32 protein-coding genes are annotated in these 26,908 nt (G+C 36.7%); 17 read left to right on the forward strand and 15 right to left on the reverse strand.

Annotated features, from left to right (window positions below):
* Positions 1-99: 99 nt before the first annotated feature.
* Positions 100-474, reverse strand: a complete 375-nt coding sequence (yugI, locus tag KGI01_RS10150) for a S1 domain-containing post-transcriptional regulator GSP13 (protein ID WP_141274593.1) — start codon at positions 472-474, stop codon at positions 100-102.
* A gap of 211 nt (positions 475-685) precedes the next feature.
* Here yugI and KGI01_RS10155 point away from each other — a divergent pair, with 211 nt between their 5' ends.
* Positions 686-2,014 (forward strand): sodium-dependent transporter, encoded by a 1,329-nt coding sequence (locus KGI01_RS10155; RefSeq protein WP_141274594.1) that lies wholly within the window; start codon positions 686-688, stop codon positions 2,012-2,014.
* A gap of 266 nt (positions 2,015-2,280) precedes the next feature.
* Positions 2,281-2,496, forward strand: a complete 216-nt coding sequence (locus KGI01_RS10160; protein WP_307723182.1) for a helix-turn-helix domain-containing protein — start codon at positions 2,281-2,283, stop codon at positions 2,494-2,496.
* Between the two features lie 123 nt (positions 2,497-2,619).
* Here KGI01_RS10160 and KGI01_RS10165 read toward each other — a convergent pair whose 3' ends face one another.
* Complete coding sequence (locus KGI01_RS10165; protein WP_255314773.1) at positions 2,620-2,865, reverse strand: DUF1871 family protein; 246 nt, start codon at positions 2,863-2,865, stop codon at positions 2,620-2,622.
* A gap of 115 nt (positions 2,866-2,980) precedes the next feature.
* On the opposite strand from KGI01_RS10165, the gene KGI01_RS10170 reads away from it, so the two are divergent.
* Positions 2,981-4,153 carry a MalY/PatB family protein gene (locus KGI01_RS10170; RefSeq protein ID WP_141274596.1) on the forward strand — a complete coding sequence of 391 codons (1,173 nt, stop codon included), beginning with the start codon at positions 2,981-2,983 and terminating at the stop codon, positions 4,151-4,153.
* 59 nt (positions 4,154-4,212) lie between these two features.
* Here KGI01_RS10170 and KGI01_RS10175 read toward each other — a convergent pair whose 3' ends face one another.
* On the reverse strand, positions 4,213-4,803 hold the full coding sequence (locus KGI01_RS10175) for a peptidylprolyl isomerase (RefSeq protein WP_068451557.1): 591 nt from the start codon (positions 4,801-4,803) through the stop codon (positions 4,213-4,215).
* Positions 4,804-4,971: 168 nt separating this feature from the next.
* On the opposite strand from KGI01_RS10175, the gene KGI01_RS10180 reads away from it, so the two are divergent.
* Positions 4,972-6,195, forward strand: a complete 1,224-nt coding sequence (locus tag KGI01_RS10180) for an MFS transporter (protein ID WP_141274597.1) — start codon at positions 4,972-4,974, stop codon at positions 6,193-6,195.
* A gap of 65 nt (positions 6,196-6,260) precedes the next feature.
* Positions 6,261-8,114, forward strand: a complete 1,854-nt coding sequence (locus KGI01_RS10185; protein ID WP_141274598.1) for a transglycosylase domain-containing protein — start codon at positions 6,261-6,263, stop codon at positions 8,112-8,114.
* Positions 8,115-8,261: 147 nt separating this feature from the next.
* On the opposite strand, the gene KGI01_RS10190 is transcribed toward KGI01_RS10185, so the two are convergent.
* Positions 8,262-8,825, reverse strand: coding sequence for a DUF5366 family protein (locus tag KGI01_RS10190; RefSeq protein WP_141274599.1), 564 nt, complete (start codon positions 8,823-8,825; stop codon positions 8,262-8,264).
* Between the two features lie 175 nt (positions 8,826-9,000).
* Here KGI01_RS10190 and KGI01_RS10195 point away from each other — a divergent pair, with 175 nt between their 5' ends.
* Genes KGI01_RS10195 through mnhG form a run of 7 tightly spaced genes read left to right on the forward strand, consistent with a single transcriptional unit; the run spans position 9,001 to position 14,774 of the window.
* The gene (locus KGI01_RS10195) at positions 9,001-11,415 is read left to right on the forward strand and encodes a Na+/H+ antiporter subunit A (RefSeq protein ID WP_141274600.1); all 2,415 of its coding nucleotides are present in this window, start codon (positions 9,001-9,003) and stop codon (positions 11,413-11,415) included.
* Positions 11,402-11,824, forward strand: a complete 423-nt coding sequence (locus KGI01_RS10200) for a Na(+)/H(+) antiporter subunit B (protein ID WP_068451542.1) — start codon at positions 11,402-11,404, stop codon at positions 11,822-11,824. Before KGI01_RS10195 ends, KGI01_RS10200 begins: the two co-directional genes overlap by 14 nt.
* A complete protein-coding gene (locus KGI01_RS10205; protein WP_068451539.1) occupies positions 11,824-12,168 on the forward strand; it encodes a Na(+)/H(+) antiporter subunit C in 345 nt (114 codons plus the stop codon). The genes KGI01_RS10200 and KGI01_RS10205 overlap by 1 nt, the downstream gene beginning before the upstream one ends.
* The gene (locus KGI01_RS10210; protein ID WP_141274616.1) at positions 12,161-13,645 is read left to right on the forward strand and encodes a Na+/H+ antiporter subunit D; all 1,485 of its coding nucleotides are present in this window, start codon (positions 12,161-12,163) and stop codon (positions 13,643-13,645) included. The genes KGI01_RS10205 and KGI01_RS10210 overlap by 8 nt, the downstream gene beginning before the upstream one ends.
* Before the next feature lie 7 nt (positions 13,646-13,652).
* Positions 13,653-14,132 (forward strand): Na+/H+ antiporter subunit E, encoded by a 480-nt coding sequence (locus KGI01_RS10215; RefSeq protein WP_141274601.1) that lies wholly within the window; start codon positions 13,653-13,655, stop codon positions 14,130-14,132.
* The gene (locus tag KGI01_RS10220; protein ID WP_141274617.1) at positions 14,132-14,413 is read left to right on the forward strand and encodes a Na(+)/H(+) antiporter subunit F1; all 282 of its coding nucleotides are present in this window, start codon (positions 14,132-14,134) and stop codon (positions 14,411-14,413) included. Before KGI01_RS10215 ends, KGI01_RS10220 begins: the two co-directional genes overlap by 1 nt.
* Positions 14,397-14,774 carry a monovalent cation/H(+) antiporter subunit G gene (gene mnhG, locus KGI01_RS10225; protein ID WP_141274602.1) on the forward strand — a complete coding sequence of 126 codons (378 nt, stop codon included), beginning with the start codon at positions 14,397-14,399 and terminating at the stop codon, positions 14,772-14,774. Before KGI01_RS10220 ends, mnhG begins: the two co-directional genes overlap by 17 nt.
* Positions 14,775-14,831: 57 nt before the next feature.
* Here mnhG and KGI01_RS10230 read toward each other — a convergent pair whose 3' ends face one another.
* Complete coding sequence (locus tag KGI01_RS10230) at positions 14,832-16,334, reverse strand: leucyl aminopeptidase (protein ID WP_141274603.1); 1,503 nt, start codon at positions 16,332-16,334, stop codon at positions 14,832-14,834.
* A gap of 97 nt (positions 16,335-16,431) precedes the next feature.
* The gene (locus KGI01_RS10235; RefSeq protein WP_141274604.1) at positions 16,432-16,923 is read right to left on the reverse strand and encodes an NUDIX domain-containing protein; all 492 of its coding nucleotides are present in this window, start codon (positions 16,921-16,923) and stop codon (positions 16,432-16,434) included.
* Between the two features lie 148 nt (positions 16,924-17,071).
* Between KGI01_RS10235 and KGI01_RS10240 the strand changes: the two genes are divergently transcribed.
* Positions 17,072-17,332 carry a hypothetical protein gene (locus KGI01_RS10240; protein ID WP_141274605.1) on the forward strand — a complete coding sequence of 87 codons (261 nt, stop codon included), beginning with the start codon at positions 17,072-17,074 and terminating at the stop codon, positions 17,330-17,332.
* A 49-nt stretch (positions 17,333-17,381) separates the two neighbouring features.
* On the opposite strand, the gene KGI01_RS10245 is transcribed toward KGI01_RS10240, so the two are convergent.
* The 3 genes from KGI01_RS10245 to KGI01_RS10255 form a co-directional block, all read right to left on the reverse strand.
* The gene (locus tag KGI01_RS10245; RefSeq protein ID WP_170214774.1) at positions 17,382-19,073 is read right to left on the reverse strand and encodes a methyl-accepting chemotaxis protein; all 1,692 of its coding nucleotides are present in this window, start codon (positions 19,071-19,073) and stop codon (positions 17,382-17,384) included.
* Between the two features lie 318 nt (positions 19,074-19,391).
* Positions 19,392-19,766: a PH domain-containing protein gene (locus tag KGI01_RS10250; protein ID WP_141274607.1), complete on the reverse strand. Its 375-nt coding sequence runs from the start codon at positions 19,764-19,766 to the stop codon at positions 19,392-19,394.
* 273 nt (positions 19,767-20,039) lie between these two features.
* On the reverse strand, positions 20,040-20,402 hold the full coding sequence (locus KGI01_RS10255; protein ID WP_141274608.1) for a HesB/IscA family protein: 363 nt from the start codon (positions 20,400-20,402) through the stop codon (positions 20,040-20,042).
* Between the two features lie 143 nt (positions 20,403-20,545).
* Here KGI01_RS10255 and KGI01_RS10260 point away from each other — a divergent pair, with 143 nt between their 5' ends.
* Complete coding sequence (locus KGI01_RS10260) at positions 20,546-21,232, forward strand: DUF2225 domain-containing protein (protein ID WP_068451513.1); 687 nt, start codon at positions 20,546-20,548, stop codon at positions 21,230-21,232.
* A gap of 61 nt (positions 21,233-21,293) precedes the next feature.
* Here the strand turns inward: KGI01_RS10260 and KGI01_RS10265 are convergent, their stop codons facing one another.
* A complete protein-coding gene (locus tag KGI01_RS10265; RefSeq protein WP_068451510.1) occupies positions 21,294-21,515 on the reverse strand; it encodes a NifU family protein in 222 nt (73 codons plus the stop codon).
* Positions 21,516-21,596: 81 nt separating this feature from the next.
* Here KGI01_RS10265 and KGI01_RS10270 point away from each other — a divergent pair, with 81 nt between their 5' ends.
* A complete protein-coding gene (locus tag KGI01_RS10270) occupies positions 21,597-21,926 on the forward strand; it encodes a YuzD family protein (protein ID WP_141274609.1) in 330 nt (109 codons plus the stop codon).
* A gap of 119 nt (positions 21,927-22,045) precedes the next feature.
* Here KGI01_RS10270 and KGI01_RS10275 read toward each other — a convergent pair whose 3' ends face one another.
* Positions 22,046-23,110 carry an NAD(P)/FAD-dependent oxidoreductase gene (locus KGI01_RS10275; protein WP_141274610.1) on the reverse strand — a complete coding sequence of 355 codons (1,065 nt, stop codon included), beginning with the start codon at positions 23,108-23,110 and terminating at the stop codon, positions 22,046-22,048.
* 169 nt (positions 23,111-23,279) lie between these two features.
* Here KGI01_RS10275 and KGI01_RS10280 point away from each other — a divergent pair, with 169 nt between their 5' ends.
* Positions 23,280-23,516: a YuzB family protein gene (locus KGI01_RS10280; RefSeq protein ID WP_068451502.1), complete on the forward strand. Its 237-nt coding sequence runs from the start codon at positions 23,280-23,282 to the stop codon at positions 23,514-23,516.
* 349 nt (positions 23,517-23,865) lie between these two features.
* On the opposite strand, the gene KGI01_RS10285 is transcribed toward KGI01_RS10280, so the two are convergent.
* The gene (locus KGI01_RS10285) at positions 23,866-24,639 is read right to left on the reverse strand and encodes a TIGR01457 family HAD-type hydrolase (RefSeq protein ID WP_141274611.1); all 774 of its coding nucleotides are present in this window, start codon (positions 24,637-24,639) and stop codon (positions 23,866-23,868) included.
* Between the two features lie 2 nt (positions 24,640-24,641).
* Positions 24,642-25,094: a DUF86 domain-containing protein gene (locus KGI01_RS10290; RefSeq protein ID WP_141274612.1), complete on the reverse strand. Its 453-nt coding sequence runs from the start codon at positions 25,092-25,094 to the stop codon at positions 24,642-24,644.
* A gap of 92 nt (positions 25,095-25,186) precedes the next feature.
* On the opposite strand from KGI01_RS10290, the gene KGI01_RS10295 reads away from it, so the two are divergent.
* Positions 25,187-25,453 carry a DUF3055 domain-containing protein gene (locus KGI01_RS10295; protein ID WP_141274613.1) on the forward strand — a complete coding sequence of 89 codons (267 nt, stop codon included), beginning with the start codon at positions 25,187-25,189 and terminating at the stop codon, positions 25,451-25,453.
* Between the two features lie 39 nt (positions 25,454-25,492).
* Here KGI01_RS10295 and KGI01_RS10300 read toward each other — a convergent pair whose 3' ends face one another.
* Together KGI01_RS10300 and lipA are read right to left on the reverse strand one after the other, a co-directional pair.
* Entirely contained in the window at positions 25,493-25,825 is a 333-nt protein-coding gene (locus KGI01_RS10300; protein ID WP_141274614.1) for a YutD family protein, read from the reverse strand.
* A 27-nt stretch (positions 25,826-25,852) separates the two neighbouring features.
* Positions 25,853-26,779, reverse strand: coding sequence for a lipoyl synthase (gene lipA / locus KGI01_RS10305; protein ID WP_141274615.1), 927 nt, complete (start codon positions 26,777-26,779; stop codon positions 25,853-25,855).
* Between the last annotated feature and the right edge of the window lie 129 nt (positions 26,780-26,908).

Genomic DNA, 26,908 nt, shown 5'->3' on the forward strand with positions numbered 1-26,908 from the left:
ATGTTTATGTCTCAAACTCTTCTTTTTAATTTTGTTTAAAAACAATACTACTTTATTCTAACTCGAATAAAATTTTAGAGTAAAGTGGTTGTAGAGATGTTATTCAATTCCAGATTCTTTAATCCACTGGTCGAGCTTTTCTTTTAAAGAATTAAATCCGACAGCGTCTCGTTCATTTACACGATCTTGTAACGACTTACGCGGTGGTAATTCTTTCTTTTTCGGTGGTTTTTCTTGTAGCGCACGAATGGATAAACTAATTTTCTTATTCGCATCTTCTACTTCTAAAATCTTCACCTTTACTAAATCACCGACAGAGATGAAATCCGTAATGTTTTTGACAAAACCATACGTAATTTCAGATATATGCACCAATCCTTGCGTTTGCTCATCTAACGAAACAAAAGCACCGTATGATTGAATCCCTGTCACTCTCCCTGTCACCACGTCTCCTACTTTATATTTGTTTGACATCTCGTCATCCCACTTTCTAACTATTCAATTTTAAATGCTGTTATATATTCATTTAGCAGTATAGCACAGCACTGTATGTCGGGCAAAGAATCTACCAATTCACACCACTTTTGAAGATATGAATTTTCTATTTTTACAATTATAGTCATGTATTTTTTCAGAATATTGTTGTAAAATGAAACAATCGTATTTAACAAGGAGGATATACATCGTGTCAAAAAGGGATCAATTTGCTTCTAAAATTGGCTTTATCTTAGCTGCTGCGGGCAGTGCGATTGGATTAGGGGCTATTTGGAAGTTCCCATATATGGCTGGTACTAACGGTGGTAGTGTATTTATTATTTTATTTATATTATGTACTTTAGTAATCGGTTTACCTATACTCGTCGCAGAATTTATGATTGGTCGTCGCGGACAAAGTGACGCTGTGACATCATTTAAAAAACAGGCCCCCCGTACGCCGTGGTTTTTAACGGGTTGGCTTGGCTTTATCTTATCAGGCATTATCTTATCATTCTACAGTGTGGTAGGCGGATGGATTTTAAGCTATCTTATTCGTGCAATTGGCTTCAAACTCTCAAACAATGATGAAAATTTCTTCGCAGAATTATTTGGAAATTTAACATTGAATGCATGGGAAGTTGTATTAGCACAAGGTGCGTTCTTATTCATCGTCATCTTAATCATCTCAAGTGGGATTCAAAATGGTGTTGAAAAAGCAAGTAAATGGATGATGCCTTTACTATTCGTCTTCTTCATCATTTTAGCAATTCGTTCGATGACATTAGACGGTGCAATGGATGGAATTAAATTCATGTTTGTTCCTGATTGGAGCTATTTAACAGGAAAAACATTGTTACTTGCACTTGGTCAAGCTTTCTTTTCACTAAGTGTTGGTGTAGCAGCAATGCTTACCTATGCTTCTTATTTAAAAAAAGATGTGCGTCTTGGTTCATCTGCTATGAACGTTGCTTGGATGAACATCGGGATTTCAATTCTTGCAGGTCTTGTTATTTTCCCTGCTGTCTTTGCACTCGGCTTCTCACCAAACCAAGGTCCTGGTCTTGTATTTATTATTATTCCAGCTGTGTTCCAACACATTCCACTCGGTTCCATCTTTTTAATCATTTTCTTCATCTTACTACTATTTGCTACAATCACTTCAGCTATTGCAATGCTTGAAATTGTAGTTGCAACAGCAATGGGAAGTAAATTCGAAAAACGCAAAAAGTACGCTTGGTTATGTGGAATTGGGATTTTTATCATTGGGATTCCAAGTGCCTTATCATTCGGAAAGCTGGCGGATGTACAAATTCTAGGACGCTCAATCTTTGATTTTGCTGACTTCTTCACAAACTCAATTGGCATGCCAATTGGCGCCTTATTAATGGCACTATTCGCTGGATATCAATTAAAACGCGCAGAACAATTAGAAGAACTACCTGTGAAACCATGGGTGTTTACTATTTGGCGTATTCTTGTACGTTATGTTGCACCAATCGCCATCATTATCGTGTTATATCAAGGGATTAAAGGATAATACACAATAGAATAGAATGGAACAAAACTTTTCAATCCCATTTTTAGAACTCACAACGAAAAACTGGAACTGCGCTGTGGCGTGATTCCAGTTTTTTTATGCTCATGTGAGATGGTGTTTTACACGTATTTTTCAACCTATTCTTTTTATTTAGTTAAATCTTGTAATCAAACTGTCACTTTTTCATAAAATATAATGTTTAAAAACTTTTTAAAACGTGAATTTATTATTATTAATACTTTTATTTTAAAAAGGATGTGTTGAATATGATGCAACAAGAGATTGCAACCCAATTACGAGTAAGTCGAGCAGAGAGAGGACTTTCACTCGAAGAATTATCGTTAAAAACGAGGATTGGTACTGAAAAATTATTACGTTATGAAACAGGCGAAGAAATTCCGACTGAACCGACATTACTCATGTTATCAAATGCACTTGAAATCCCCGTTGCGAACTTGGTGGATGGTCTACATGATGAATAGATACAAAAAGGGAGGTACAACCAATTAAACGGTGTAACTCCTTTTTCTATGTATTCATTTCGCACTACACAATACTGTATTTCATATTTTGACTATGCTACTATTAATTCGTAATACGAAATTTTATAAAATACTTTTCATTTCAAATTTAATGGCAAGTAATTTATAGGAAATCTCCACACACTTTTCGATTGGAATCCATTGTTGGAAAGAATGTTGGTAGATTTCTTGAATATTTTTACCTAAATCAGATGGATCGTCTACTTGTTGTAACGCAGTTAATACTTGCTCTGCTTCTACCTGATAGGATTCACGTTCTAGGTTTAAAGGATTCCACTGTTCAACCATGTGCATCACTTTTCTATTCATTTCCTTTACATCCATGTTGTTCACCTACATATTTTATTTTGATAAAGGACATGATAACATAATTACGAACAAAAGTGCACAAAAGAGCAAATGCTGACAGAAAGAAGGGATATGAATGTTTAATTTTGACGAAACTTATTCACGTAGAAATACAAGCTCACTTAAGTGGGATTTAATGGAGAAGATTTATTCCATTCCAGATGCTTCAAAAATTATTCCAATGTGGGTGGCAGATATGGACTTTGCTGCACCTGAAACGATTACGAACGCTTTAAAAGCACGTATGGACTTCCCGTTATTCGGCTACACATTTGAAGACGAGGCATGTGCTTCTTCTGTAACTTCATGGCTAGCGCGTCGTCACGACTGGCATGTACCCACAGAATCTGTACTTTATCATCAAGGCGTTGTGCCTGCTATTTCAACAGTAGTTGAAGCTTTTACTAATGAAGGAGATACTGTGCTTGTGAATGCACCCATCTACCCTCCATTCTTTAATGTACCTAAAAAACTAAATCGCCAAGTAGCCTATGCACCACTACATGAAGAAAATGGTGTCTATACATTTGATTTTGAAACATTTGAAGAACAAGCTAAAAAAGATGATGTTAAACTATTCATCTTCTGTCATCCACACAATCCGTCTGGAACAGTATGGTCTGAAGATGTTCTGAAAAAGATTGATGATATTTGTGCTAAATACGGTGTCATTGTACTTTCTGATGAAATTCATAGTGACTTAATTTTAAACGGAACACAACATATTCCATTCGCAAAAGCTTCTTCACATGCTGATAATGTCATCACATGTGTTGCACCAACAAAAACATTCAATATCGCTGGTATTCAAGCTGCTATGATGATTGTAACAAATGCAAAAAAACGTCAAATGATTCGAAAAACAATGGAAAGTCATAGTCAAATGGGTCTTAACACATTTGCCTTAACAGCTGTACAAGCTGCTTTCTCAGAAGAATCTGAAGCATGGTTACATGCTTTAATCGATTATCTGAATGAGAATGTACATTATGTGATTGATATCATCACACAAGAGCTTCCAAAAATCAACATAAAACATCCTGATGCAACGTATCTATTGTGGTTAGATATGCGCCAAACAGGTATGACCGAAAAAGAAATGATGCAAAAACTATTAGATGCAGGGGTCGCACTTGATCCCGGTACAAAATATGGTGCACCATTCGATGGTTTCCTTCGAATGAACATCGCTTGTACACGCGAAACTTTGAAAGAAGCTGTAAAACGCTTTATTCAAGCATTATCGTAAGCATCTCGTGGGTCGAAAAAACTCCGACATGCTACGGCATATCGGAGTTTTATTATGCATTATTTTTCAATTACTTTGATGCTCTTAATTGAGATATCTTCTACTGGTTTGTCACGACCATCTTTTTCTACGTCAGCCATTCCATCTACAACATCCATACCGCTCACAACGTGACCGAATACTGTATGTTTACCGTCTAACCATGGTGTACCGCCGTTTTCAGCGTATGCTTTGATTACTTCTTCTGGATAATCGTAATCTTGCATTTGTTTTAACATGTTTGAAGGAACATTTTTCGCTTGTACGATGAAGAATTGTGAACCGTTTGTTCCTGGACCCGCATTCGCCATTGATAATGCACCGCGTAAGTTCATTAACTCAGGGTTAAATTCATCTTCGAATGTTGAACCATAAATTGATTCGCCGCCCATACCTGTACCAGTTGGGTCTCCACCTTGAATCATGAAATCTTTAATAATACGGTGGAAAATAATACCGTCGTAGTAGCCATTTTTTGCATGTGTTACAAAGTTTTCTACTGTTTTCGGTGCTAACTCTGGGAATAATTTGATTTGAATTGGCCCCATTGTTGTATCCATTTCAACTAGGATTTCATTTTCTTGTACTTCTTGGTTTAATTGTGGAAACATAATTGTCTCTCCTTTTATACGATAAGTTTATGCATTTTCTCAAAAGGGAATTTTAAGCGATACACACGAAAATACCTTCTGAATTGTACCGTCATATTCTATCATAAAAACCATTTTAATTCAGTGTTTAACTACATTTTCATTAATATATAGAAAGAACGTGATTTTATGAGTCTTCAAAAACGCAATTTTATCATCATTTGGATTTCCAATCTCTTAGTCGCTGGAACGATGACGATGATTATGCCCTTCCTCTCTTTATACATCGAAACACTCGGTCATTTTTCAGAAGGCTATGTTCAAAAATGGTCGGGCTTAATCTTCGGAGCTACTTTTATATCTGCTTTTATCATGTCACCTATCTGGGGACGAATCGCAGATAAGTATGGCTATAAGCCGATTCTTATCATCAACGCTATCGGTCTAGCCATTAGTATTCTTCTGATGGGGTATGTAGAGAATGTTTGGCAATTCTTCTTTCTTCGCTTAGCAATGGGTGTCGTAACCGGTTTTATCCCCACTTCAATCGCTTTCATTAGTACACAAACGGAGAAAAAAGAAGCAGGTAAGACACTTGGAACACTTCAAATGGGAAGTGTATCTGGTTCCCTATTCGGTCCTATTGTAGGTGGGCTATTAGCAGATGCTTTCGGCTTCCAGTACACTTTCTTCATCACATCTACTTCTGTATTACTCGCTGGTATCATCATCTTCTTCGGTGTAAAAGAAGTACGCGCAACTGTAAGTAAAAAAGCACGTCAAATCTATTCACGTAGACAAGTTCTTGGTGGTATTTTTAAACACCGCTTATTAATCAATGTCATGCTTATTACATCACTCATTCAAATCGGGAACTTCTCCATTCAACCACTTCTTTCATTGTATGTGGCCGATTTAACACATGATGTCACACAAGTAACTTTCTTAGCTGGTTTAACATTCAGTGCAGCTGGTCTTGGGAATATTCTATTTGCACGTTTTTGGGGGCGTTTAGGTGATCATATTGGTTATGAAAAAGTACTGTTCATCTTACTAGGTCTCGCTGTCATCTTCATGATTCCACAAGCTTGGGTTACGGCTCTATGGCAATTAATTCTTTTACGTTTAGTTTACGGAACGGTGCTTGGTGGCTTAATTCCGATTACAACAGCACTCATTCGTCGTGAGGCACCTGTTACTGTTCAAGGAGAAGTAATGGGGTACAATACGAGCTTCCGTTTCTTCGGTAACATTATCGGTCCACTAATCGGTGGCTTTGTAAGTGGCATCTTTTCTATCTCTGCTGTTTTCTATGTGACTGCAGCACTATTTTTCATCGCATGGATTATTTTATACGTCGTAGACAAGAAACCTTTACAAGATTTGGACGATATAATAAAAGGTAAGTCATAAACTTACTTTTTATGCTATGCTATGACGGTATAATTTACATTGAAAACATATGAGGAGGATTGACTGTGAGAAAGGCACTCGGCATTATGCTGATTATTTGTAGCTTGCCTCTGCTCATCTTTTTATTTAATAAGATTGGTATAGAACTCATTTCAGCAAAAAATTTTAGTAAGCAATTCTCCTCCGCCATTGAAATTAAGGATCAACAACCGATTAATCCTACACTATTAAAAGACCAAGATAATGTTCTCTTTTCAGAAGAATACTCTGAATGGCGTGACCCATTAAAATTAGGTGATATTCCATCATTCACGCAGCAACTATTCGTTTTATCGGAAGATGCTGGTTTTTATGACCATATTGGATTTGATTTAACAGCAATCATGCGTGCAGTCATGGCAAATCGTTCAAATGGTGAGACTTCACAAGGTGGTAGTACCATCACACAACAACTCGTTCGTATGCGCTATCTATCGCAAGAAAAAACGTATGAACGAAAAATGCTCGAATTATTTTATGCTTATGAGTTAGAGAAAAAAGAATCTAAAGATGAGATTTTAAATGATTATTTGAATGAAATGTATTTTGCAAATGGTGTTTATGGTGTGGGTGCTGCTTCAACCTATTATTTTAACAAGCCCTTACCAGAACTTTCAAAAGCTGAAATGGCTTTTATTGCAGCGATTCCGAATAACCCAAGTCTATATGATCCTCTTCGAAACTTTGAAAATACGAAAAAGCGTCAAGAACGATTACTAGATAAGATGGTTGAGAAAGAAATCTTAACAGAAGAAGAGGCAGCGAAGTTCAAAAAGGAAACCATTTCAATTTCAATCAAAAAGAAAACACAAAAATATCCTGAATATAGTACATACGTTATGTATGAACTCAGAAGTTTAATTTCAGAGGTAGATGGCTATCATAAACAATTTGAACAAGCGAAGACAGGCGCTGCTTTTGCAGCAGTTAATAAAGCATTAACAGAACGTGTAAATGAAGTTTTACACAATGGTTTGATTATCGAAACGAGTTTAGATCGTGAGAAACAACTTCAAGTAACAAAAGGTGCCAATACAATCTTAAGTGGTCGTGGCAAATTGCAAGCAGCTGGAACCGTTATTGATAATGAGCGTCGCGAGATTGTGGCAGTATACGCTGGAAAAGGTTATGAAAAATATGACTTTAACCGTGCTTATCAAGCAAAACGTCAGCCAGGTTCTGCAATTAAACCGATTTTAGATTACGGCCCTTATTTTGAAAACTATCGTGTAACACCTGATTCAACGATTGATGCTTCCCAATATTGTGTAAACGACTATTGTCCACAAAATTATGGTAACGAAAAGGTTGGTATTGTTTCATTAGAAAATGCATTCAAAAATTCGTATAATACAGTAGCTCTTCGTATCTTCGATCGTGTCGGCATAAAAAAAGCGTTCAATTACATGCAACCTTTCACATTTGATCGTGCAACGAAAAAAGACTTGTATTATACAGCTGCGCTTGGTGGATTCACCGATGGTATGTCCTCTGTTCAATTAGCAGATGCCTACACTTCTTTTATCAATGGGAACTATTCTCGTACACATGCGATTCGTGCTGTTAAAACAAGAAGTGGTAAACTTTTATATGAATGGCCAGATAAAAAAGAACAAGTTTGGGCTCCATCAACTGTCACATCTATTCGTCAAATGATGAAAGCAACAGCTGATTCTGGTACAGGTGTAGGTGTTCAAGCGAGCAGTAGTTATTTGGGAGTCAAAACAGGTACAACAAATGACTACCGAGATTATTGGATGGCTGGTTTGACAGGTCGTTATACAAGTGTTGTATGGCTTGGATATGACAAACCTGTTCAAATGAAAGATCTTGAAAAAGAAAAAATCCACCATAAATTATTCAATGTAATGGTGCAATAAAATATAAACAGGCTGGGACATAATTGCAAAAAATACATCCCACATGAGCATAAGAAAAACTGGAATCGCGCTGTGGCGCGGTTCCAGTTTTTCGTTGCGAACGCTAAAAAGGGAAGTGAAATGTTTCGTCCCAGTCTGTTTTGTATTTTACGATTTGAATGGCAAACTCGAAATAATCCCATTGTATAATTTTAATCCTGCATACACAACGAGCGTTAAAATAATCGCCCATACAACAATTTCAAAAAGCATAACACCAATGGATGCACCGAATGATACATGTACACTGATTTTATAAATAATATAAACAAAATAAATAAAGACAGTTGTAATAAATATGCCACCAAGTATATAAATATTTGAAATACCTGCTGCCGAAACCAGTGCACCGAAGAAGAAAATTACATTTCCACCACGAATCACAATCAAACTTTTACCATCCATATCTTTCGAAAAGAATAGCATGCCCATCTCGTGAATGGTCTCGCCGATTAATTTAAGAGCTGAAAAAATCATGAAATAAACTGCTGCAATAACGATTAATAGGAACATACGCAGTTGAACTTCAGATAGAAACTCCCGTACCCCCGCATATACACCAATTTTTTTAAATAGGACTAAACTTTCTGTTACGGAATACAATCCGAATGTTAAACTAAAGAGAATGATGGTAATTAACGGTAGATAGCCATAGATATATGGATTCTTCATAAAAAAATTTTACCTCGATTTTCGCGTAATTTTTTGTCTGTTTCTTCATATTTATAATATCGGAAAAATAGATTCACAATCAAGCGGGAATCCATTTGCCGAACCATGCAAAGCGCTCATTTATGAGCTATACTGTTGTTTAATCCATTGATTATTATTTGAAAGGGGGATTATAGTGAATCAAGTTCTACTCATTTTCCTACCCGTTTTATTTGCACTGTTCGTGCCACTACTTTATAAAACGTTCTCACGTATACATACGGGTTGGTTTGTTTTATTGGTTCCACTTACGCTCGCAATATACTATGCGCGCTTTATTCCAAACATTACAGAAGGTCCTTATACATCTACCTTCTACTGGGTAAAGTCACTCGACTTATCCGTAACATCTTATTTAGACGGTCTTAGTTTACTGTTCTCTTTATTAATTACCATCATCGGTTCATTAGTTGTTTTATACTCGATTTTTTATTTGGATCGAAAAAAAGAACAGCTACATAATTTTTATTTCTATTTACTAATGTTCATGACAGCCATGCTTGGCGTGGTTCAATCCGATCATTTAATTAGTTTATATCTATTTTGGGAATTAACATCGATTTCATCTTTCCTACTGATCGGTTATTGGTACAATCGCGATCGATCTCGTTTTGGTGCGCTTAAATCGATGATGATTACTGTTTTTGGTGGTCTGATGATGCTCGGTGGATTTTTACTTCTTGCACAGGCAGGTGGTAGCTATTCCATTCGTGAATTGATTGCAAATGGTTCAGTGATTGCTGATTCGCCCTACTTCATTTGGATGATTGTACTCATTCTATTAGGTGCATTTACAAAATCTGCTCAGTTCCCATTCTATATTTGGTTACCAGATGCGATGGAAGCACCAACACCAGTTAGTGCATACCTTCACTCTGCCACAATGGTAAAAGCAGGGATTTACTTAGTTGCACGTCTAACACCATTATTTGCAGTGAGTGAATATTGGATTTGGCTCGTTGTTTTAAGTGGTTTGATTACATTATTCTGGGGTTCATTCTTCTCTGTAAAGCAAACAGACTTAAAAGGAATTCTCGCATTCTCGACTGTCAGTCAGCTAGGAATGATTATGGCGATGCTTGGTGCAGCGGGGATTGCATTCCATGTAGAATCTCCACAAAAGACAATTTTTGCATTTGCTGCCTATGCGGCTATTTTCCATCTTGTGAATCACGCCACATTCAAAGGTAGTTTATTCATGGTTGCCGGAATTGTTGATCATGAAACAGGTACACGTGATATTCGAAAACTTGGTGGCTTAATGAGCTTAATGCCAATTAGTTTTACAATTGCTGCAATCGGTAGTTTAGCAATGGCTGGTTTACCACCATTCAATGGATTTTTAAGTAAAGAATTATTTTTAACTTCTATGCTTTCATTAAAAGAATTTTCACTATTCAATTTTTCAACATGGGGTCCTATTCTTCCATGGGTCGCATTTGTTGCAAGTATTTTTACATTTGTTTACTGTCTATACTTCTTGTATTACACATTTATGGGCAAAGGAAATACAAGCAAATTACCGAAGAAGCCACATGAAGCACCGATTGGTATGTTAATTTCGCCGATTATTTTAGCTTCACTTGTTGTAGCAATCTTCTTCATTCCAAATGTTATCGGTAAATACTTCATTAAACCAGCTGTTCTTGCCATGCAACCACAGCTTTATGAAACAATTGATGATATTCCAATTCATGTACAAGCTTGGCATGGTTGGACAACTGAACTACAAATGACAATTGGTATTGTTGTCATCGGGTTCTTACTCTTTATAACACTTAAAAAATGGCAACCCATTTATCGTTTCGTATCAGAAAAATGGTCGTTGAATGGTCTTTATAACCGTTTAATGCGTTTTGCGGACGTAGATAGTCAGAAATTATCGAATCTTTATATGACAGGTTCGATGCGCCACTACTTAATGTATATGTTTGCTTTCATGGTTGTCGCTGTTATTTCGACATTGTTTATGAGTAATGGATTTAACTATAGTACAGCGAATACAGCAGAGGTTGGTATTTTTGAAATTGCAACCTTAATTGTCATGATTATTGGTACATTGACTGTATTAATTGCACGTACTCGTTTAACTGCTATCATCGCACTTGGCGCTGTCGGTTATTCGGTTGCATTATTCTTTATTATTTTCAATGCACCGGACTTAGCGTTAACACAATTAGTAATTGAAACAGTGTCTGTTGCACTATTCCTATTAGCTTTTTATCATTTACCAAAAATGTCCCGTCACGAAGAACGTATGCCATTCAAAATTAATAACTTTTTAATTGCGCTTGGAGTTGGCGTTATGGTGACACTTGTTGCACTATCTGCACAGTCACAAAAATTACTTCCATCTATCAGCCAATATTACAAAGATACTGTTTATACAAAAGCAGGTGGCGGTAATATCGTCAATGTAATTCTCGTTGACTATCGTGGATTCGATACATTATTTGAGATTACAGTTCTTGCAATCGCTGGTATGGCGATTCTAGGCATGATTAAATTACGTCGTCCAAAGAAGGAGAAGAAAACACATGAAACTAAATAACGTCATTTTAAAAACAACCACACAAGTTGTATTTTTCATGATTTTCCTTTTCTCTATTCACATCTTCTTTGCAGGACACTTCTCTCCTGGAGGTGGATTTGTTGGTGGACTTCTTACAGCAAGTGCACTTGTGTTACTTCTATTAACGTATGATTTAAAAACGGTACAACAGTTATTACCAATTAACTACACAACCATGACAGCGATTGGTTTACTCCTGTCATTAGGTACAGCTGCTACGTCTGCGTTTTTAGGCGATGCGTTCTTTAAACATTATTTCGATCATTTCACACTACCATTATTTGGCGACACAGAACTACATACAGCGATGTTATTTGACCTCGGTGTTTACCTGGTCGTTGTCGGTGTCACAATGATTATTATTCAATCGATTGGAGGGGATGAATAATGGAAGTTGTCATGTCCTTTGCTATTGGATTCTTATTCATGGCCGCTGTCTATTTAATTCTTTCTAAAAGTATTTTACGTATTATTATCGGTACAGGCTTATTAAGTCATGGTGCGCATTTACTCATCTTAACAATGGGCGGTCTAGGCGGTGAAGCACCTCCTGTTTTAGCAGATGGTGTTACAAATATGGCGGATCCTCTACCACAAGCCTTAATCTTAACAGCGATTGTGATTAGCTTCGGTGTCACAGCCTTCTTCTTAGTACTTGCATATCGTGCATATCAAGAACTTGGAACAGATAACTTAGATGAAATTAGGAGGATTTTAGCAGATGATGACTAACTTTTTATTAACACCAATCATTCTTCCTTTTTTCACAGCCATTCTTTTAATGTTCGCTCCGAAAAAAGTATATTATCAACGTGTCGTAACACTTGTCAGTTTGATTTTAACGACAGCTTGTGCAGTTTACTTAATTCAAACGATTCACACAGAAGGTATCCAAGTTGTTACATTCGGTAACTGGCCAGAACCATTCGGTATTACGATGGTTGCTGATATGGTCGCGATGCTACTTGTTACGACCAGTGTCATCGTTGCACTATTTACAGTTTGGTATAGTTTCAAATCAATCGGGATTGAGCGTGAAAAATTCTTCTACTACCCTGGTGTACTTTTAATGCTAACAGGGGTTAACGGAGCATTTTTAACAGGGGATATTTTCAACTTATTCGTATTCTTTGAAGTATTACTTATGGCTTCTTATTTACTGAGTGTATTAGGCGGGGAGAAAGGACAGCTACGTGAATCCATTAAGTATATTCTCGTAAATGTTATTTCTTCAGCACTATTCGTTATTACAGTTGCCTTCTTATACTCTGTAGTTGGTACATTGAATATGGCGGATATTTCAGTGAAAATTGCCGAACTGAATCAACCAGGAATTATTACAACAATTGGCGTACTGTTCTTAATCGTTTTCGGATTAAAAGCAGCCATCTTCCCTCTATTCTTCTGGTTACCGAGTGCTTATGCTGCACCACCGATTCCTGTTCTTGCACTATTCGGAGCCCTCTTAACAAAAGTTGGTGTATACGCGATTACACGTACATATACGTTATTCTTCGTACATGATACAGGTTTTACACATACACTCTTACTCGTATTAAGTTGTTTAACGATTTTAGCGGGATGTATTGGAGCGCTTTCGACATTCAATGTAAAAAATATTATTATTTATAATATTGTCATTGCAGTTGGGGTCATCTTATATGGTGTCGCACAAATGAATGAAGATGGCTTGATGGGTGCGATGTTCTATATCGTTCATGATATGTTCATCAAAGCCTCATTATTCTTCTTAGTTGGTATTATGATTGTCGTGACTGGCACAGCTAATTTGAAAAAGATGGGTGGTATTATGCGCACCTATCCAACGCTCGCTTGGACTTATTTAATCGCTGCATTCGGTCTTGCTGGTATTCCACCATTAAGTGGCTTCATCGGTAAAATGTTGATTGTAGAAGGCGGACTTGCAGCTGGAAATCTATGGTCTAGTCTTTGGATTTTACTATCTAGCTTAATCGTGCTACTATCCGTTATTCGAATCTTTATTTACGGCTTCTGGGGTGAAGCAAAAACACTCGTTCCAAAAGAATCGAGAACGCATTATAAACAACTCTTGATTCCAAGCATGCTACTTGTTTTATTAACGGTAGCATACGGCATAGGCGCGGAATGGATTACACCGTATATGCAAGACGCCGCAGACGTACTATTACATCCATCTGTTTATACAGATGCGGTATTAAAGGAGTGATTGACGCATGGCAATTCAAGTACTATTGAATTTTTTCCTTGCATTCATTTGGATGTTTTTATCCATTAACTTCACACCCCAAGGTTTTGTAATTGGTTATTTACTCGGGATTATTATGCTCTTCATTATGCGTAATATGTTCCCTTCTCGTTTTTACATCGACCGACTTTGGTCTGCAATTCGCCTTGCATTCTTATTTCTAAAAGAATTGTGGTTAGCCAATATTGCAGTTATGAAAATTGCACTCGCACCTAAAATGGACATGGAGCCTGCTTTCTTCGCTTATCCGACTATTTTAGAAAAAGAGTGGGAAATTACATTATTGTCAAGCTTGATTACATTAACGCCTGGTACGATTGTTGTACATGTGTCAGACGATTCAAAAACACTTTATATTCATGCGATTGATATTGATGATGTCGATGACACAATCGAGTCAATTAAACAATCATTTGAAAAAGCTATCTTGGAGGTGAGTCGCTCATGATGGATTACTTCATACTTATTCTCATCGTTCTGATCTCACTTACGATGATTCCTATTATTTACCGCTTAGTGAAAGGGCCTACTGCACCTGATCGTATTATTGCGCTTGATGCAATTGGTGTTTGTATTATCGCTTTAGTCGGTCTATTTTCTATCTATATGAAAACAAGTTTTTATGTGGAAATAGCATTACTATTAGCGATTCTTTCTTTCATTGGCACGACAGCCTTTTCTAAATTCTTAGAGAAGGGAGATATTATCGAACGTGACAATTCTAATTAATACCTTAATTGTTATTTCACTGGCGCTAGGAACGTTTTTTATCGTTGTTACAGCAATTGGTCTACTTCGTTTCCCAGACGCTTATACACGCGCTCACGCGGCTTCTAAGAGTGCCACACTAGGTGTTATGTTCATCTTGATTGGTACTTTCATTCATTTCTGGTCTGTAGAGGGCGTTTACAATCCGAGAATTCTACTAGGGATCTTATTCTTATTCGTTACAGGTCCTGTAGGTGGGCATTTAATGGCACGCGCTGCTTACTTTTCAGGTGTTAAACCTTGGAAAGGTACAGTAAAAGATGATTTAAAAGCAGAGTATCTCCGTAAAAAAGCGGAAGAAGAACAAATGACTAAAAAATAATAAAGAGACCAAAACGACTCGAGAGTTCGTTTTGGTCTCTTTTACTATCGATATTTATTATATGTCAATTTCTTGTTCAGTTTGACGCATAATATAAGTTGCAAGCGAACGTACCATGACACCTGTACCGCCTTTTGGTCCTAAGTCATGCGCTGCATTCGCGTCTGATGTACCTGCAATGTCTAAATGAATCCACGGTGTATCTCCAACAAACTCACGGATAAATCCACCACCAAAAATCATATGACCATCGCCACCTGGTGAGTTATTTAAATCCGCTATATCTGACTTACGTACGCGCTGTAAATCATTCTTTGTCAGTGGCATCAACCATGTAAACTCATTGGTTTCTTCAGTTGCTGCTAAAAATTCTTGATAAAATGCTTCATCATTTGTTAATGCACCTGTTTTATCATAACCAAGCGCTGTAATCACACCGCCTGTTAATGTAGCTAAATCAATGATTGAAGAAGCTCCCTGTTGTTTCGCATAAGCTACTGCATCTGCTAAAACAAGACGACCTTCCGCATCTGTATTTAAAATTTCAACCGTTTTGCCACTATAAGTTGTAATGACATCATCTGGTTTGAATGCACTCCCAGAAATCATATTATCTGTTGCGCCAATAATTGCCATAACATTATGGTTTGGTCGTAATTCACCGATAATACGCATCGCACCGAGAACTGCTGCTGCTCCTCCCATGTCCCCCTTCATACCAACAATACCCGTCTTCGTTTTTAATGAGTAACCACCCGTATCAAATGTTACCCCTTTACCTACAAAGGCTGTTACATTCGTCCATTCTTCTCGTGGTTGATATTTCATCGTAATGAGACGCGGTTCCTCTTGTGATCCTTTATTAACTGCTAAAATTGCACCCATTCCTAATTCTTCTAATTCAGTTTTTGTTAATATTTCTATTTCAAAATCATATGTAGCCGCAATACCTTTTGCATAATCTGCTAATAGCGGTGCAGTGAGAATATTACCTGGTAAATTCACTAGACGCCTCGCTTCATTTACAGCTTGACCATAGATTTCACCCACTTCTAACGCTGCGCGTATGATGACATCTTCTGCATGCGAAATAAACTTCACGTCTTCTAAATAAATTGCAGGGATATTTTCAGAGGTGCGATAATGGTCCATTTTATAATGCCCCATCACAATACCTTCCATCGCAATTGATGCAACATCTTCTGTCGCGATATCATCCGTTACGAATGAATCTATCCAGATTGCAAAATTTGATAGACGAAGTTGTTGAATTTCTTTCCCTACTAACCCAAAAGCTTGTCTTAGTTCTTCAGGTGTTAAATGTTTACGATTCCCTAGACCAACATATAAAATACGTGGTACACGTGTAAGTGTTGTCGGTAGTTTTGTTCTCTTTTTTAAACCAACTGCAATATCATCTGATTTAAGCCACATATTTGTTTGTTCACCAAACACCTCTGTAAATGTATTCCATTCACTTAAGTTTGTTTGATGCTCAGATACTCCTACAATAAGTAAATCCGCTGTTACATTCTCTAATGTCTGTTGTGTAAATTGCATACAGCACCATTCCCCCATTCATTTTTTCTCTCTCTTTTATTATTCAATATTTTTATATAGAAAGCCAATCATTCATTCGAAATACGAAACATAAGCATTAAAAATATAATTTATAAGCAGTATAGCCAAAAATATTATCTTTCTCAAGTTCACCTAATCGTAATGGTTTAGCCATTAAATCTAACTCTAATAATTCCAAAATCATCAAAGAAGTTCGCTGATCTTCTCTCAATTTTTCTGGTGACATCCAGCAAGCTTCATATAGTTCATCTAATTGAGGTATAATCTGTTGTTGCGCTGAATGTGCTGTTAATAAGAAAACTGCTAAATTGTCGCTAATATCATATTTTAATACGCCTGTACGAAATCCTAAAAATCCTTGTAATGCTGGTTTTACATTCGTTTCTTCCTCTAGTTCACGCAGACAAGCCTCATCAACTGTTTCACCTGGTTGTACAAAGCCTGCTGGTAATGACCATTTGCCATCTAACCCACCATATCTTTTCATAACCACTAGCCATTCACCTGATTCATTCACAACAAGTCCTGCTACACCAAGCCATACTCGTGTACGTTCATTCGGATCCATTCGTATCACCTCTCTCGAACAATCATTTTCCTCTACCATTCCTTTAAATTCGTTCGGTTCATACCTTTTTCTCTCACTTTTGCAATCTGACGTTTGTTTTTTATCATGAAGGAGATATTTTATGTAAAAAGAAAAAGGAGGTTTTTATATGAAACAACTCGATTTAACTTTTTTCAAACTCGGCCATCATCTTTTACAAGCAAGTGAGGAATGTCATTATTATCACTTTCAATTAGCAGAAAATCCACTACAAGCCTCAAACTACGGTGAAATTTTCATGCCGAAAGAGGCAGAAAATCCGAGTCGTATTATTTTTTATGATGAATACCATCAAACAGAACAATTAGATGAAACACCTTCATGGTTTATGGACTGCTTTAATATTTTAAAGCGCTCATACCATGTTTAATACATTAAAAAAATCGAGAACTCGGTCCATTCCGAATTCTCGATTTTATTTATACTTTAAACTTTCTAACCAAAGTTTGGAGGTTTTCTGCCATATCAGATAATGATGTAGAAGATGCAGCAATTTCTTCCATTGCTGCTAATTGTTCTTCTGTAGCAGAAGCCATCTCTTGCGCCCCTTGATCTGTTTGTTCTGTAATTTGTTCTAGAATAGATGCTTGTCGTGCCATTTGTTCCGTACTCATATTCATTACATTGAATGACTTTGTTACCTCTTGCATTTTTGTAGCAGTTTCTGCAATCGATTGTTGAATCGACTCAAATGATGTACCTGCTACTTTTACAAGCCCTATTCCAGCTGTTACTTTATTCGTAGTTGCATTCATCGAATGAACTGTTTGAGCGGTCTCTTGTTGGATAGTCGCAATTAAATCTGAAATTTGCTTTGCAGATTCTGCCGATTGTTCTGCTAACTTTCTTACTTCCTCTGAAACAATCGTAAAACCCCGCCCATGTTCTCCTGCTCGAGCTGCCTCAATTGCAGCATTGAGGGCAAGTAGATTCGTCTGTTCTGCAATGGCCGTAATGGTATCCACAATTTGACGAATTTCACTCGAACGTTCACCTAAGTGTGTTACATCTTCTGATAAATTACTTACCGTCTGATTGATTTCATCCATTTGAGTCGTCATATTACTAATCGCTTTTGCGCCTTCTATCGCTTGTTCAGAAGCAATTATAGCTGTTTTAGTTGCTTGATTTGTATGTTTAGTCATGTCATCTACAATCGCAGTTACTTGTTGCACCGTTGAAGTTGTCTCATGTAAACTTTGAAGTTGTTTTTCAGAACCATATGCCACTTCTTGGACAGTTGTAGATATTTTTTCTGTCGCGTGTGTTGTTTCTTCTGAACTCGCTGTTAATTGTTCAGAAGATGCGGCTACTTGTTCAGCACTCGAGCTAACTTCACGAATTAAAGAACGTAACTGCTCCAACATTTGATTAAATGTTTTTCCCATCACACCTAATTCATCTTTTGTTGTGACCGGAATCTCTTTTGTTAAATCCCCTTCACCTTCAGCAATCTCTTTTAAAGAGTCTGTCATACTATTAATAGGCCGTATAATTGAGCGGGCAATGAGATAAGCAAATACTTGTCCAATTACAAGTAAAATGAATACTAATGTATAGAATGTGATGGATTGACTCTTTTGTGTACTCTCTAAGTTTTCTTTATACGCTGCAATCTCTTGATTCACTGTCTCAGTCATTTTTTCAACACTTGGATCTACTAATTCTTTACGGATACTGCGCTGTTTTTCGGTATGTACCAGCAAAGCTTGTTTTTTATCTCCTCGTTGATAAAAATTCATCATATCCTTAGACTGCTCAAAGTATTGATTCATATTTTCTTCAATTGTCTGTAAACCTTGTAAATTATCTTTTTCTAAATGCGGCATTTTTTTCGCCTCATTTAAATAAGTCGCAATATCTTCTTTCTTCTGTTCAATTTGTTGAGTTAACGCTTCTTCACCTGTTAATAAATAAGCTCTCTCGTCATTTGAAATACCTGTAAAACGATATTGAACTGATTTTAGTAATAACTGAAAGGCTTCGTGTTCTTGCATAATTTCATAGGCTTGCTTTGTAGACTTCAATTGATAAATCGACATACCAGCTGTAATGATTACTGCTGTTGTTAATACCAACATAACAAGCCTTAACTTCGCTTTAATTTTCACGCAAAATCCTCCATGTCTAATTTCTCTAGTTAGCATAAGACTATTGTACCTATTACTTAAGTATTAGACAATGTAAATCGCAGAACTTTTTATTTTGCCCTAAAAATTTAATAATTCCGCTAATTTTGTCTGATATATTAGTTTTTCAACGATTGATTATAAACTTGAAACACATGCGTGAGATTGTCGATGAATTATCATTTGCAATACGAACTATAGCCATCTTACTTTACGAATCTCGGACTTATTAGTATGTCGCATGTCAGCAAAAAAAAGAACGACCTACATAATAGAATGTTGGCCGTCTATATATTGTTACTATAAAACGTACCCTGCCAGGACGCTTTGAACTTGATAAATATTAGTCGCTTTATTAAAGTTTTTCTGTATTGGAACGGCACTTCCAGAAATCCATATCTTTAATTCTGCATCTAAATCAAATGTGCCTGCAGTTTCAACAGAAAAATGAACGATGTTTTTATATGGAATCGAATGATACTCTGTTTTCTTTCCAGTAACACCTTGCTTATCAATTAAAATAAGCCGCTTATTGGTAAAGATAAATGTATCTCTTATAACTTTGTAGGCGTTCTCTATTGTTTCTCCAGATATTAATAACTCTTTTAGTTCTTCCTGTAATTTAGTTATACTCGCTTCGGATGCGTTTCCCATTAGTCCATCAAATAGCCCCATATCAAACCCCACCTTCAATTATTTTATATATCAAACTAATTTTACCATTTATTCAAGCGAATTAGAATCTTAATCCTATTACCTATTTTATGAACTTTATTTAGCTGTTCATTTCATGAATATCGGTCATAAAAAAAGCGCTCCCTTCCATATTATTTTTCAATACAGAAGAAAGTGCTTTTTATCATTAATATTCAAATATGTGATGAAAACTAACTAGCACATAGTCGTTATAAATACGTTTGCATGTCACACTACTGTCCACTTAAAAAATTAGCAACTTTCAGGTGTTCCAGCAACTTTTGCTGTTCTGAATGATGTACCGCAACCACATGATGCGATAGCATTTGGATTGTCGATTGTGAAACCGCCACCCATTAGAGATTGTTTATAATCGATTTTTGTACCTTGTAAAATAGCTGCGTCTTCTTTCGAAACAATCACTTTTAATCCATTTTCCTCGAACTCAACATCTGTTTCTTGTTTTTCTTGATCGAAGCCCATACCGTATGTTAAGCCGCTACAACCGCCACCTTTTACAGAGACGCGTAAGAATGCTGCTTCTTCTCCATTATTCTTCATCATTTCGTGAATATGGAAAACTGCTGCTTCTGTTATCTGAACGACATTTGTCACTTGCTTCACCTTCTTTCTTTCCTTTATCATATCAATTTTTCACATCAGAGTAAAACAACAAAACTTTTCATTTTTATCGCTATTTTTCGACAAATCATGATATAATAGTCGCACACATAATATGAGAGATGAGGACTGTTAATATGGAAATAACTCCTTATTACGACAAACAAATGACATGTATTCATTGTCAAAAGAAATTTAACACTACAAAGATTCGCAAAAGCACAGTGAAAGTCGTGACAACAGACTCAGATTTTCATCCTATCTATGAAGGTGTGAATCCTCTGTACTATAATGTATTCGTTTGTGAACATTGTGGTTTGGCATTTACAGAGGACTTTTCTACTTATTTTGCACCGGGAACGCGTGAAGCGCTTCAATCACGTATTTGCGATCATTGGCAACCGCATTCTTTTGATGGGGAACGTACACATAACCAAGCCATTCAATCGTATCAACTCGCAATTATTTGCGGTGAAATAAAAAAAGAAAAAAATGTGTTACTTGCTGGACTTGCTCTTCGTACGGCTTGGCTTTACCGTGAACAAGGAAAAACCGATTGGGAAATTCGTTTCTTGGAAAGTGCGCGCGATAAATACGTTGAAAGCTATTTACAAGGTGATTATCAAGGGCTTGGTATGGGCGAATTAAAAATCCTCTACTTAATTGGAGAACTATCACGTAAACTTGGGGATATTGATATGGCAACACGTTACTTCTCACGTGTACTCGAAAAACAACGCACCTCAAACGAAACACGCATCGTTCAAATGACAAAAGAGATTTGGCAAGAGATACGTGAGAAAAAAGAAAAAGATATTGGGTAATACCCATACATATAAAAAAAGAGCGCGTCACGTTCGACACGCTCTTTTAAGCATACGTTGATTAGAATACTTGTTCAACCTCAATAACACCAGGTACTTCTTCTAATAATGCACGTTCAATACCTGCTTTTAATGTAATTGTCGAACTTGGGCAACTACCGCATGCACCTAATAAACGTAATTTTACAATTCCGTCCTCGATGTCTACTAATTCACAGTCACCGCCGTCGCGTAAAAGGAACGGACGTAATTTATCTAAAACTTCTTGTACTTGTTCTGTCATTTGTATCGACTCCTTTCTCTAAAATCATTATAATATTTATAGGCTTAAAAATCTATTAAAGAAATCGTGAGGGGATTAAAAGTGTCAGAAACAAATGTAGAAATTGAAATCTACGGAGCTAGCGTCCAATGTGCTAGTTGCGTGAATGCACCGTCATCCATCGATACGTATGATTGGTTGAAAGCAGCGATTGGACGTAAATATCCAAACCAACCTTTCAATATCACTTACATCGATATTGAGCAACCAATTGAGAATGAGCGCCATGCCGAATGGGCAGAGAAGGTTCAAAACGACGAATTTTTCTATCCACTTGTATTAATTAATAATAAGGTCGTTGGAGAAGGTTACATTCAGCTTAAACCAGTCCTTACACATCTAGAGCAATACGGTTTCAAAGTACCAGAATAGATTGAATAAAGAGTCTATGGGATACATCACCCACCTCTTTTAAATAAATTAAAAAAGATCAACCTCCGTATTGTGAGATTGATCCTTTTTATGTTGTTATGTACAATCAGAAGGCTAATTTAGCCATTTTGATTTTTGTACATCCATAGTAAACCAGATTTCATTAGACGTGCAATACGTCCTGTTACAGTGCGATCTGCTAAGTAAACAAATCCTTGTTTCTTACCAAGCGCACCCATGAAGCCTTTTAATTTAATGTCTGGCATTTTTTCAGGTAGTGATTCATTTGCCCATACTTTTTTCAGTACAGTAACAATTTGCTCACCTTGTTCCTCTGCAAGTTGTGCAGATGGTCCAAATTGAGAAGCTGCACAGTCACCCACTACATAGATACTTGTATCGACTGGTGTTTGGTGGTATTGATTCACAGCTACACGTCCGCAGTCCATTTCAAGCTCTAAATCACGGACGACTTTCACAGGTTGAATCCCTGCAGTCCAAACGATTAAATCAATATCAATTTGATCTTCATGATTATAAAGTGCTGTTTTACCGACTTTGGTAATATTAGAATTCGCAATAACATCTACATCATGTTTATCGAACCATTTTTTAACGTATTTTGATAAGCGTTCAGGGAAAGTTTTCAAAATACGAGGACCACGGTCAAATAGTTTAATTTTTAAGTCTGAACGACTTTCACGTAATTCTGAAGCTAATTCAATACCCGATAGTCCAGCTCCAACAATCCCTACTGTAGCGCCTGCTGGTAATGCTGAAATTGCATCGTATGCTTTACGTGATTTTGCCATTGTTTGAATGCTATATGAATATTCTTCAGCGCCAGGTACGTTATGGAAGTTGTCTTCACAACCTAACCCAATAACTAATTCGTCATACGGAATTTCTTTACCATCTTCTAAAAACACAGCTTTTTTATCGCGATCAATATTCACGACTTCACCATAGACAATTGATAAACGTTCATGAGTTGGGAATGTCACACGCATATGTGTTTCAGGTGTTGTACCTGCCGCAAGTGCGTAGAATTCCGTTTTTAAACTATGGTACGGTGCGCGATCAACTAACGTAATTTGAACATCTTGTGGTAAGTTATTTGGTAATAGACGTAATAAAATACGCATATTGCCGTAACCTCCACCTAATAAGACTAAATTTCTCATTAGAACTCTCCTTTTCTGCTCACAATATCGTAACATTTTCTTTATCCCTAACGAGTATAAACGATTGTGAGAAGTTTCACAATATGTTTGTGAGAAGTTTCACAATTAAAATCAACTGATTGACGAAAATCGCAAAAAATAGTACTATCCTCTTTAGAGGTGACGCAACATGAATCCATTAGTTGAATTTTGCGTCAGTAACCTGGCAAATGGTGCACAAGATGCATTTGAAGTTTTAGAGAATGATCCGAATATCGATGTACTCGAATATGGCTGCCTAAGTTATTGTACGCGCTGTTCTGAAAGTTTATATGCGCTTGTCGACGGAGAGATGGTCGAAGCCGAAACTCCAGAAGAACTGACAAAAAAAATCTACAAACACATTGAAGAAAATCCATTATTTTAAATAATAAAAACTATAGTTTACGTAAAAAAGCTTGAGACAAAAATATTTCAAGCAAGAATGATCCCGTATGATTTTAGAAATCATACGGGATCATTTATTTATATCATTTTCCGCTTTGAAAAACGAATAGAGGTAGGCAAGAAAAGAACGTAACGTCCTGTTGCAAATCTTGCCCCACTACATCACATGCGTTCGGTCATGGCTTCAAACTTCTCGTCACTACATTCCTGTGGGGTTTTCAGCTCATGCTATTCCCGTAGAAGTCGTTTTCTACGCGTTCAATTGATTTGATTATTCGCATTTGAGACATATTATTTTGTTCTGTCCCAGGCTCTTTCTTATACATCATCTATTTAAAAAAGTTTTTCAACTCTTCTAATGTCTGTACATAGTATGTCGGTTGTAGTTTTTGCATTCGTACTTGTTCTGTTGGTGATACGCCTGTATTCACATGGCATGTATCAATTCCAAAATGAATTCCTGCTAAAATGTCAGTCTCATAATTGTCTCCAATCATAATCATGCGACTTTTTTCTAATTGGAATGTCTCTTGCAAGGCTGCTAGCATGTGCGGCTCAGGCTTACCAATACTAATTGGCTCTACATTTGATACTTCCGCTAATAACCGAACAAGGCTTCCGTTCCCTGGAACGAAACCACGCTCTTTCGGAATTTTCAAATCTCCATTCGTTGCAATGAACTTTGCACCGTTTTGTAGTTGATACCCCGCAAGTTCCATCTTCTCATAATTTAACGTCGTATCAAGACCTTGTACAACGAGTTGTGCGTGGTCTTCTACAATCGGAATCCCTTCTTGTTCAAGCGCCTCATACAAACCCGTTTCACCAATAATAAAAGCGGTTTCATTTGGATAGTACTTCGCAATATATTTCGCTGTCGCAATGGCAGATGTCATGATGTGATCTCGCTCTAATTCAATACCCATACCCGATAGCTTTTCATAGATTTGCTGTTGTGTCATCTTCGCATTATTCGTTACATAAAAAGGACGAATACCTTGCGCACGTAAGAAATGAATGAATTCACGTGCCTCCGGAATAACTGTAGAACCTCGGTAAACAGTACCGTCTAAATCAAAACAATACGATGTATAGTTTTTCATAGTTAGTCTCCTTCTGGGATGAACGCAGTAACAACAATACCTGACTCTCTTTCAACAAACTTTTCTACAGACGGCTTAAATTGTTTTAAGTTTGGTAATACTTCATTCATTGTAACTAATAGAGCATCGATATCTACTTCTAAAATATCACGCACAAGTACACGACGGTGACTAATCAATGCTTTTAAAGGTGCTTCCATATCAGGTGTTACAACTTTTTCATCCACTAAGATATCGATAATATCATCATAACTTCCCGGATCACGCATAATAAAACCATCAATTAATGTATTCCCTACATCAATAACTGCTTCAATTAACACATTGGCAATACGAGCTGCTGCTAATTCATGAACTGTATCTTGTTTCCAATCTGTTGTTGTTTCAAATGTTTGGAGTAAAGAGTCCATATAAACTAGATTTTTCGTAATTTTTTTACTATCGATGAAATACATTTGTACTTCTCCTCCATTCAAGGAATTAAGTTTGTTGAATCTTCTCTTATATAGTAACATATCTTTAGGAACTGGAGGGGGCAAGGTATAAAATGGACAGATTTTTCTTATATGATGACCAAGAAGACACATCAACGCGCTTTGTAAGCTTTATGGGAGAGGAACAGCGCTATGATTTAGCCATCATGCAAAGTACACGTTTTTACGGAAAATTAATCGTAATGGATATGCAATATAGTCGTTTCGCCATCATCGGTTCGGATGATTTAGATGAGCCTGGCTATCTCGAACATGTATTCAATCGTTCAGAAAAAGAGGCACAGGAACTACGTGAATATTTATTTGAATTAGTTCACTAATAAAAAAGTAGCCCTTTTTAATAAGGAGCTACTTTTTCTTTATTCGCCTATTTCATTTTCTACAATTTCTGATTCTACTTCTTGTACGACTTCTGGTTGCTTTTCGCCTCTTTTGAGGACAAAATATGCTGCACCAAAATTACAGTACTCATATAAGTAATCTTGAAGTGTACCGATTTTTGTATCAAATGTTGCCTTAGCATTTTGATCATTATAGAAACCTTTTAAACGCAATTGACCATATCCCCAATCGCCCACGATATAATCATACTTTGCTAAAATATCGCTATAACGATTGGTGAAATCTTCTTGTTTAAAAGCCTCACGATAATCTGTCTCAAGTGTATAAGAGTACCCACCTGCACTAATCATATTCATCGTCCTCCGCTTATGGAGTGATTATTGATTTGACATTTGACGTTGTTTTGTTGCTGCATTTACTTGCTCGTCCGCATGGTAACTACTACGTACTAATGGACCCGCTTCACAGTGGCTAAATCCTTTACTCATCGCTACTTTACGTAACTTACCAAATTCAATTGGTGAGTAATATTTTTTAACTGGTAAATGCTTTTTCGTAGGTTGTAAATATTGACCAATTGTCATAATGTCTACGTTATTTGCACGTAAATCATCCATCACTTCATAAATTTCTTCTTCTGTCTCTCCTAATCCTATCATAAGTGAAGACTTTGTAGGAATATCTGGCTGCATTTCTTTTGCACGACGTAAGAATTCTAACGAGCGGTCATATGTTGCACGCGCACGTACACGTTTTGTTAAGCTACGTACCGTTTCAATATTATGATTTAAAATATCTGGACGCGCATCCATTAAAATACGTAAATTCTCCTCGATTCCACCCATATCTGATGGTAATACTTCAACTGATGTTTGAGGACTTTTACGACGAATTGCACGCACTGTTTCAGCTAATACACTAGCACCGCCATCTTTTAAATCATCACGTGCTACAACTGTAATAACAACATGCTTCAGATTCATTAGTACAACCGAATCTGCTACACGTTCTGGTTCTGCTAAGTCTAATTCATTTGGTAAGCCTGTTTTAACAGCGCAGAAACGACAAGCGCGTGTACATACGTCTCCTAAAATCATAAATGTTGCTGTACGACGCTCTCCCCAACACTCATGAATATTCGGACAACGTGCTTCCTCACAAACTGTATGTAGGTTCTTTTCTCGCATTAATTTTTTTAATCCACGATACTCGTCATTCGTATTTAGTTTGATTTTTAACCAATCTGGTTTACGAATATGTTCTTCTTTATTTAATTTTTGATTTGTCGGTTTACATGATGACACAAATATTCAGCTCCCATCATTATTTTAAGTAATCCCTTGCTTGTGTCAATGTACCATAAACGTGCTACTGTTACAATATTCAAAACCAATTATTTCAATCTTCTTTACAAAAAAAAAAGAGCTTGGGAC

This window comes from Kurthia gibsonii (genome assembly GCF_006539985.1).
GTDB lineage: Bacteria > Bacillota > Bacilli > Bacillales_A > Planococcaceae > Kurthia > Kurthia gibsonii.

Coding starts and splice junctions, on each gene's coding strand:
- KGI01_RS10285 (WP_141274611.1), bottom strand. CDS start 24,639: ATGAAAAACTATACATCGTATTGTTTTGATTTAGACGGTACTGTTTAC.
- KGI01_RS10235 (WP_141274604.1), bottom strand. CDS start 16,923: ATGGATCCGAATGAACGTACACGAGTATGGCTTGGTGTAGCAGGACTT.
- KGI01_RS10280 (WP_068451502.1), top strand. CDS start 23,280: ATGAATCCATTAGTTGAATTTTGCGTCAGTAACCTGGCAAATGGTGCA.
- KGI01_RS10165 (WP_255314773.1), bottom strand. CDS start 2,865: ATGAATAGAAAAGTGATGCACATGGTTGAACAGTGGAATCCTTTAAAC.
- KGI01_RS10250 (WP_141274607.1), bottom strand. CDS start 19,766: ATGGGGCTATTTGATGGACTAATGGGAAACGCATCCGAAGCGAGTATA.
- KGI01_RS10190 (WP_141274599.1), bottom strand. CDS start 8,825: ATGAAGAATCCATATATCTATGGCTATCTACCGTTAATTACCATCATT.
- KGI01_RS10275 (WP_141274610.1), bottom strand. CDS start 23,110: ATGAGAAATTTAGTCTTATTAGGTGGAGGTTACGGCAATATGCGTATT.
- KGI01_RS10220 (WP_141274617.1), top strand. CDS start 14,132: ATGGATTACTTCATACTTATTCTCATCGTTCTGATCTCACTTACGATG.
- KGI01_RS10175 (WP_068451557.1), bottom strand. CDS start 4,803: ATGTTTCCACAATTAAACCAAGAAGTACAAGAAAATGAAATCCTAGTT.
- KGI01_RS10295 (WP_141274613.1), top strand. CDS start 25,187: ATGGACAGATTTTTCTTATATGATGACCAAGAAGACACATCAACGCGC.
- KGI01_RS10205 (WP_068451539.1), top strand. CDS start 11,824: ATGGAAGTTGTCATGTCCTTTGCTATTGGATTCTTATTCATGGCCGCT.
- KGI01_RS10200 (WP_068451542.1), top strand. CDS start 11,402: ATGAAACTAAATAACGTCATTTTAAAAACAACCACACAAGTTGTATTT.
- KGI01_RS10290 (WP_141274612.1), bottom strand. CDS start 25,094: ATGTATTTCATCGATAGTAAAAAAATTACGAAAAATCTAGTTTATATG.
- KGI01_RS10300 (WP_141274614.1), bottom strand. CDS start 25,825: ATGATTAGTGCAGGTGGGTACTCTTATACACTTGAGACAGATTATCGT.
- KGI01_RS10215 (WP_141274601.1), top strand. CDS start 13,653: ATGGCAATTCAAGTACTATTGAATTTTTTCCTTGCATTCATTTGGATG.
- KGI01_RS10180 (WP_141274597.1), top strand. CDS start 4,972: ATGAGTCTTCAAAAACGCAATTTTATCATCATTTGGATTTCCAATCTC.
- KGI01_RS10160 (WP_307723182.1), top strand. CDS start 2,281: ATGATGCAACAAGAGATTGCAACCCAATTACGAGTAAGTCGAGCAGAG.
- KGI01_RS10260 (WP_068451513.1), top strand. CDS start 20,546: ATGGAAATAACTCCTTATTACGACAAACAAATGACATGTATTCATTGT.
- KGI01_RS10230 (WP_141274603.1), bottom strand. CDS start 16,334: ATGCAATTTACACAACAGACATTAGAGAATGTAACAGCGGATTTACTT.
- KGI01_RS10210 (WP_141274616.1), top strand. CDS start 12,161: ATGACTAACTTTTTATTAACACCAATCATTCTTCCTTTTTTCACAGCC.
- KGI01_RS10170 (WP_141274596.1), top strand. CDS start 2,981: ATGTTTAATTTTGACGAAACTTATTCACGTAGAAATACAAGCTCACTT.
- KGI01_RS10240 (WP_141274605.1), top strand. CDS start 17,072: ATGAAACAACTCGATTTAACTTTTTTCAAACTCGGCCATCATCTTTTA.
- KGI01_RS10265 (WP_068451510.1), bottom strand. CDS start 21,515: ATGACAGAACAAGTACAAGAAGTTTTAGATAAATTACGTCCGTTCCTT.
- yugI (WP_141274593.1), bottom strand. CDS start 474: ATGTCAAACAAATATAAAGTAGGAGACGTGGTGACAGGGAGAGTGACA.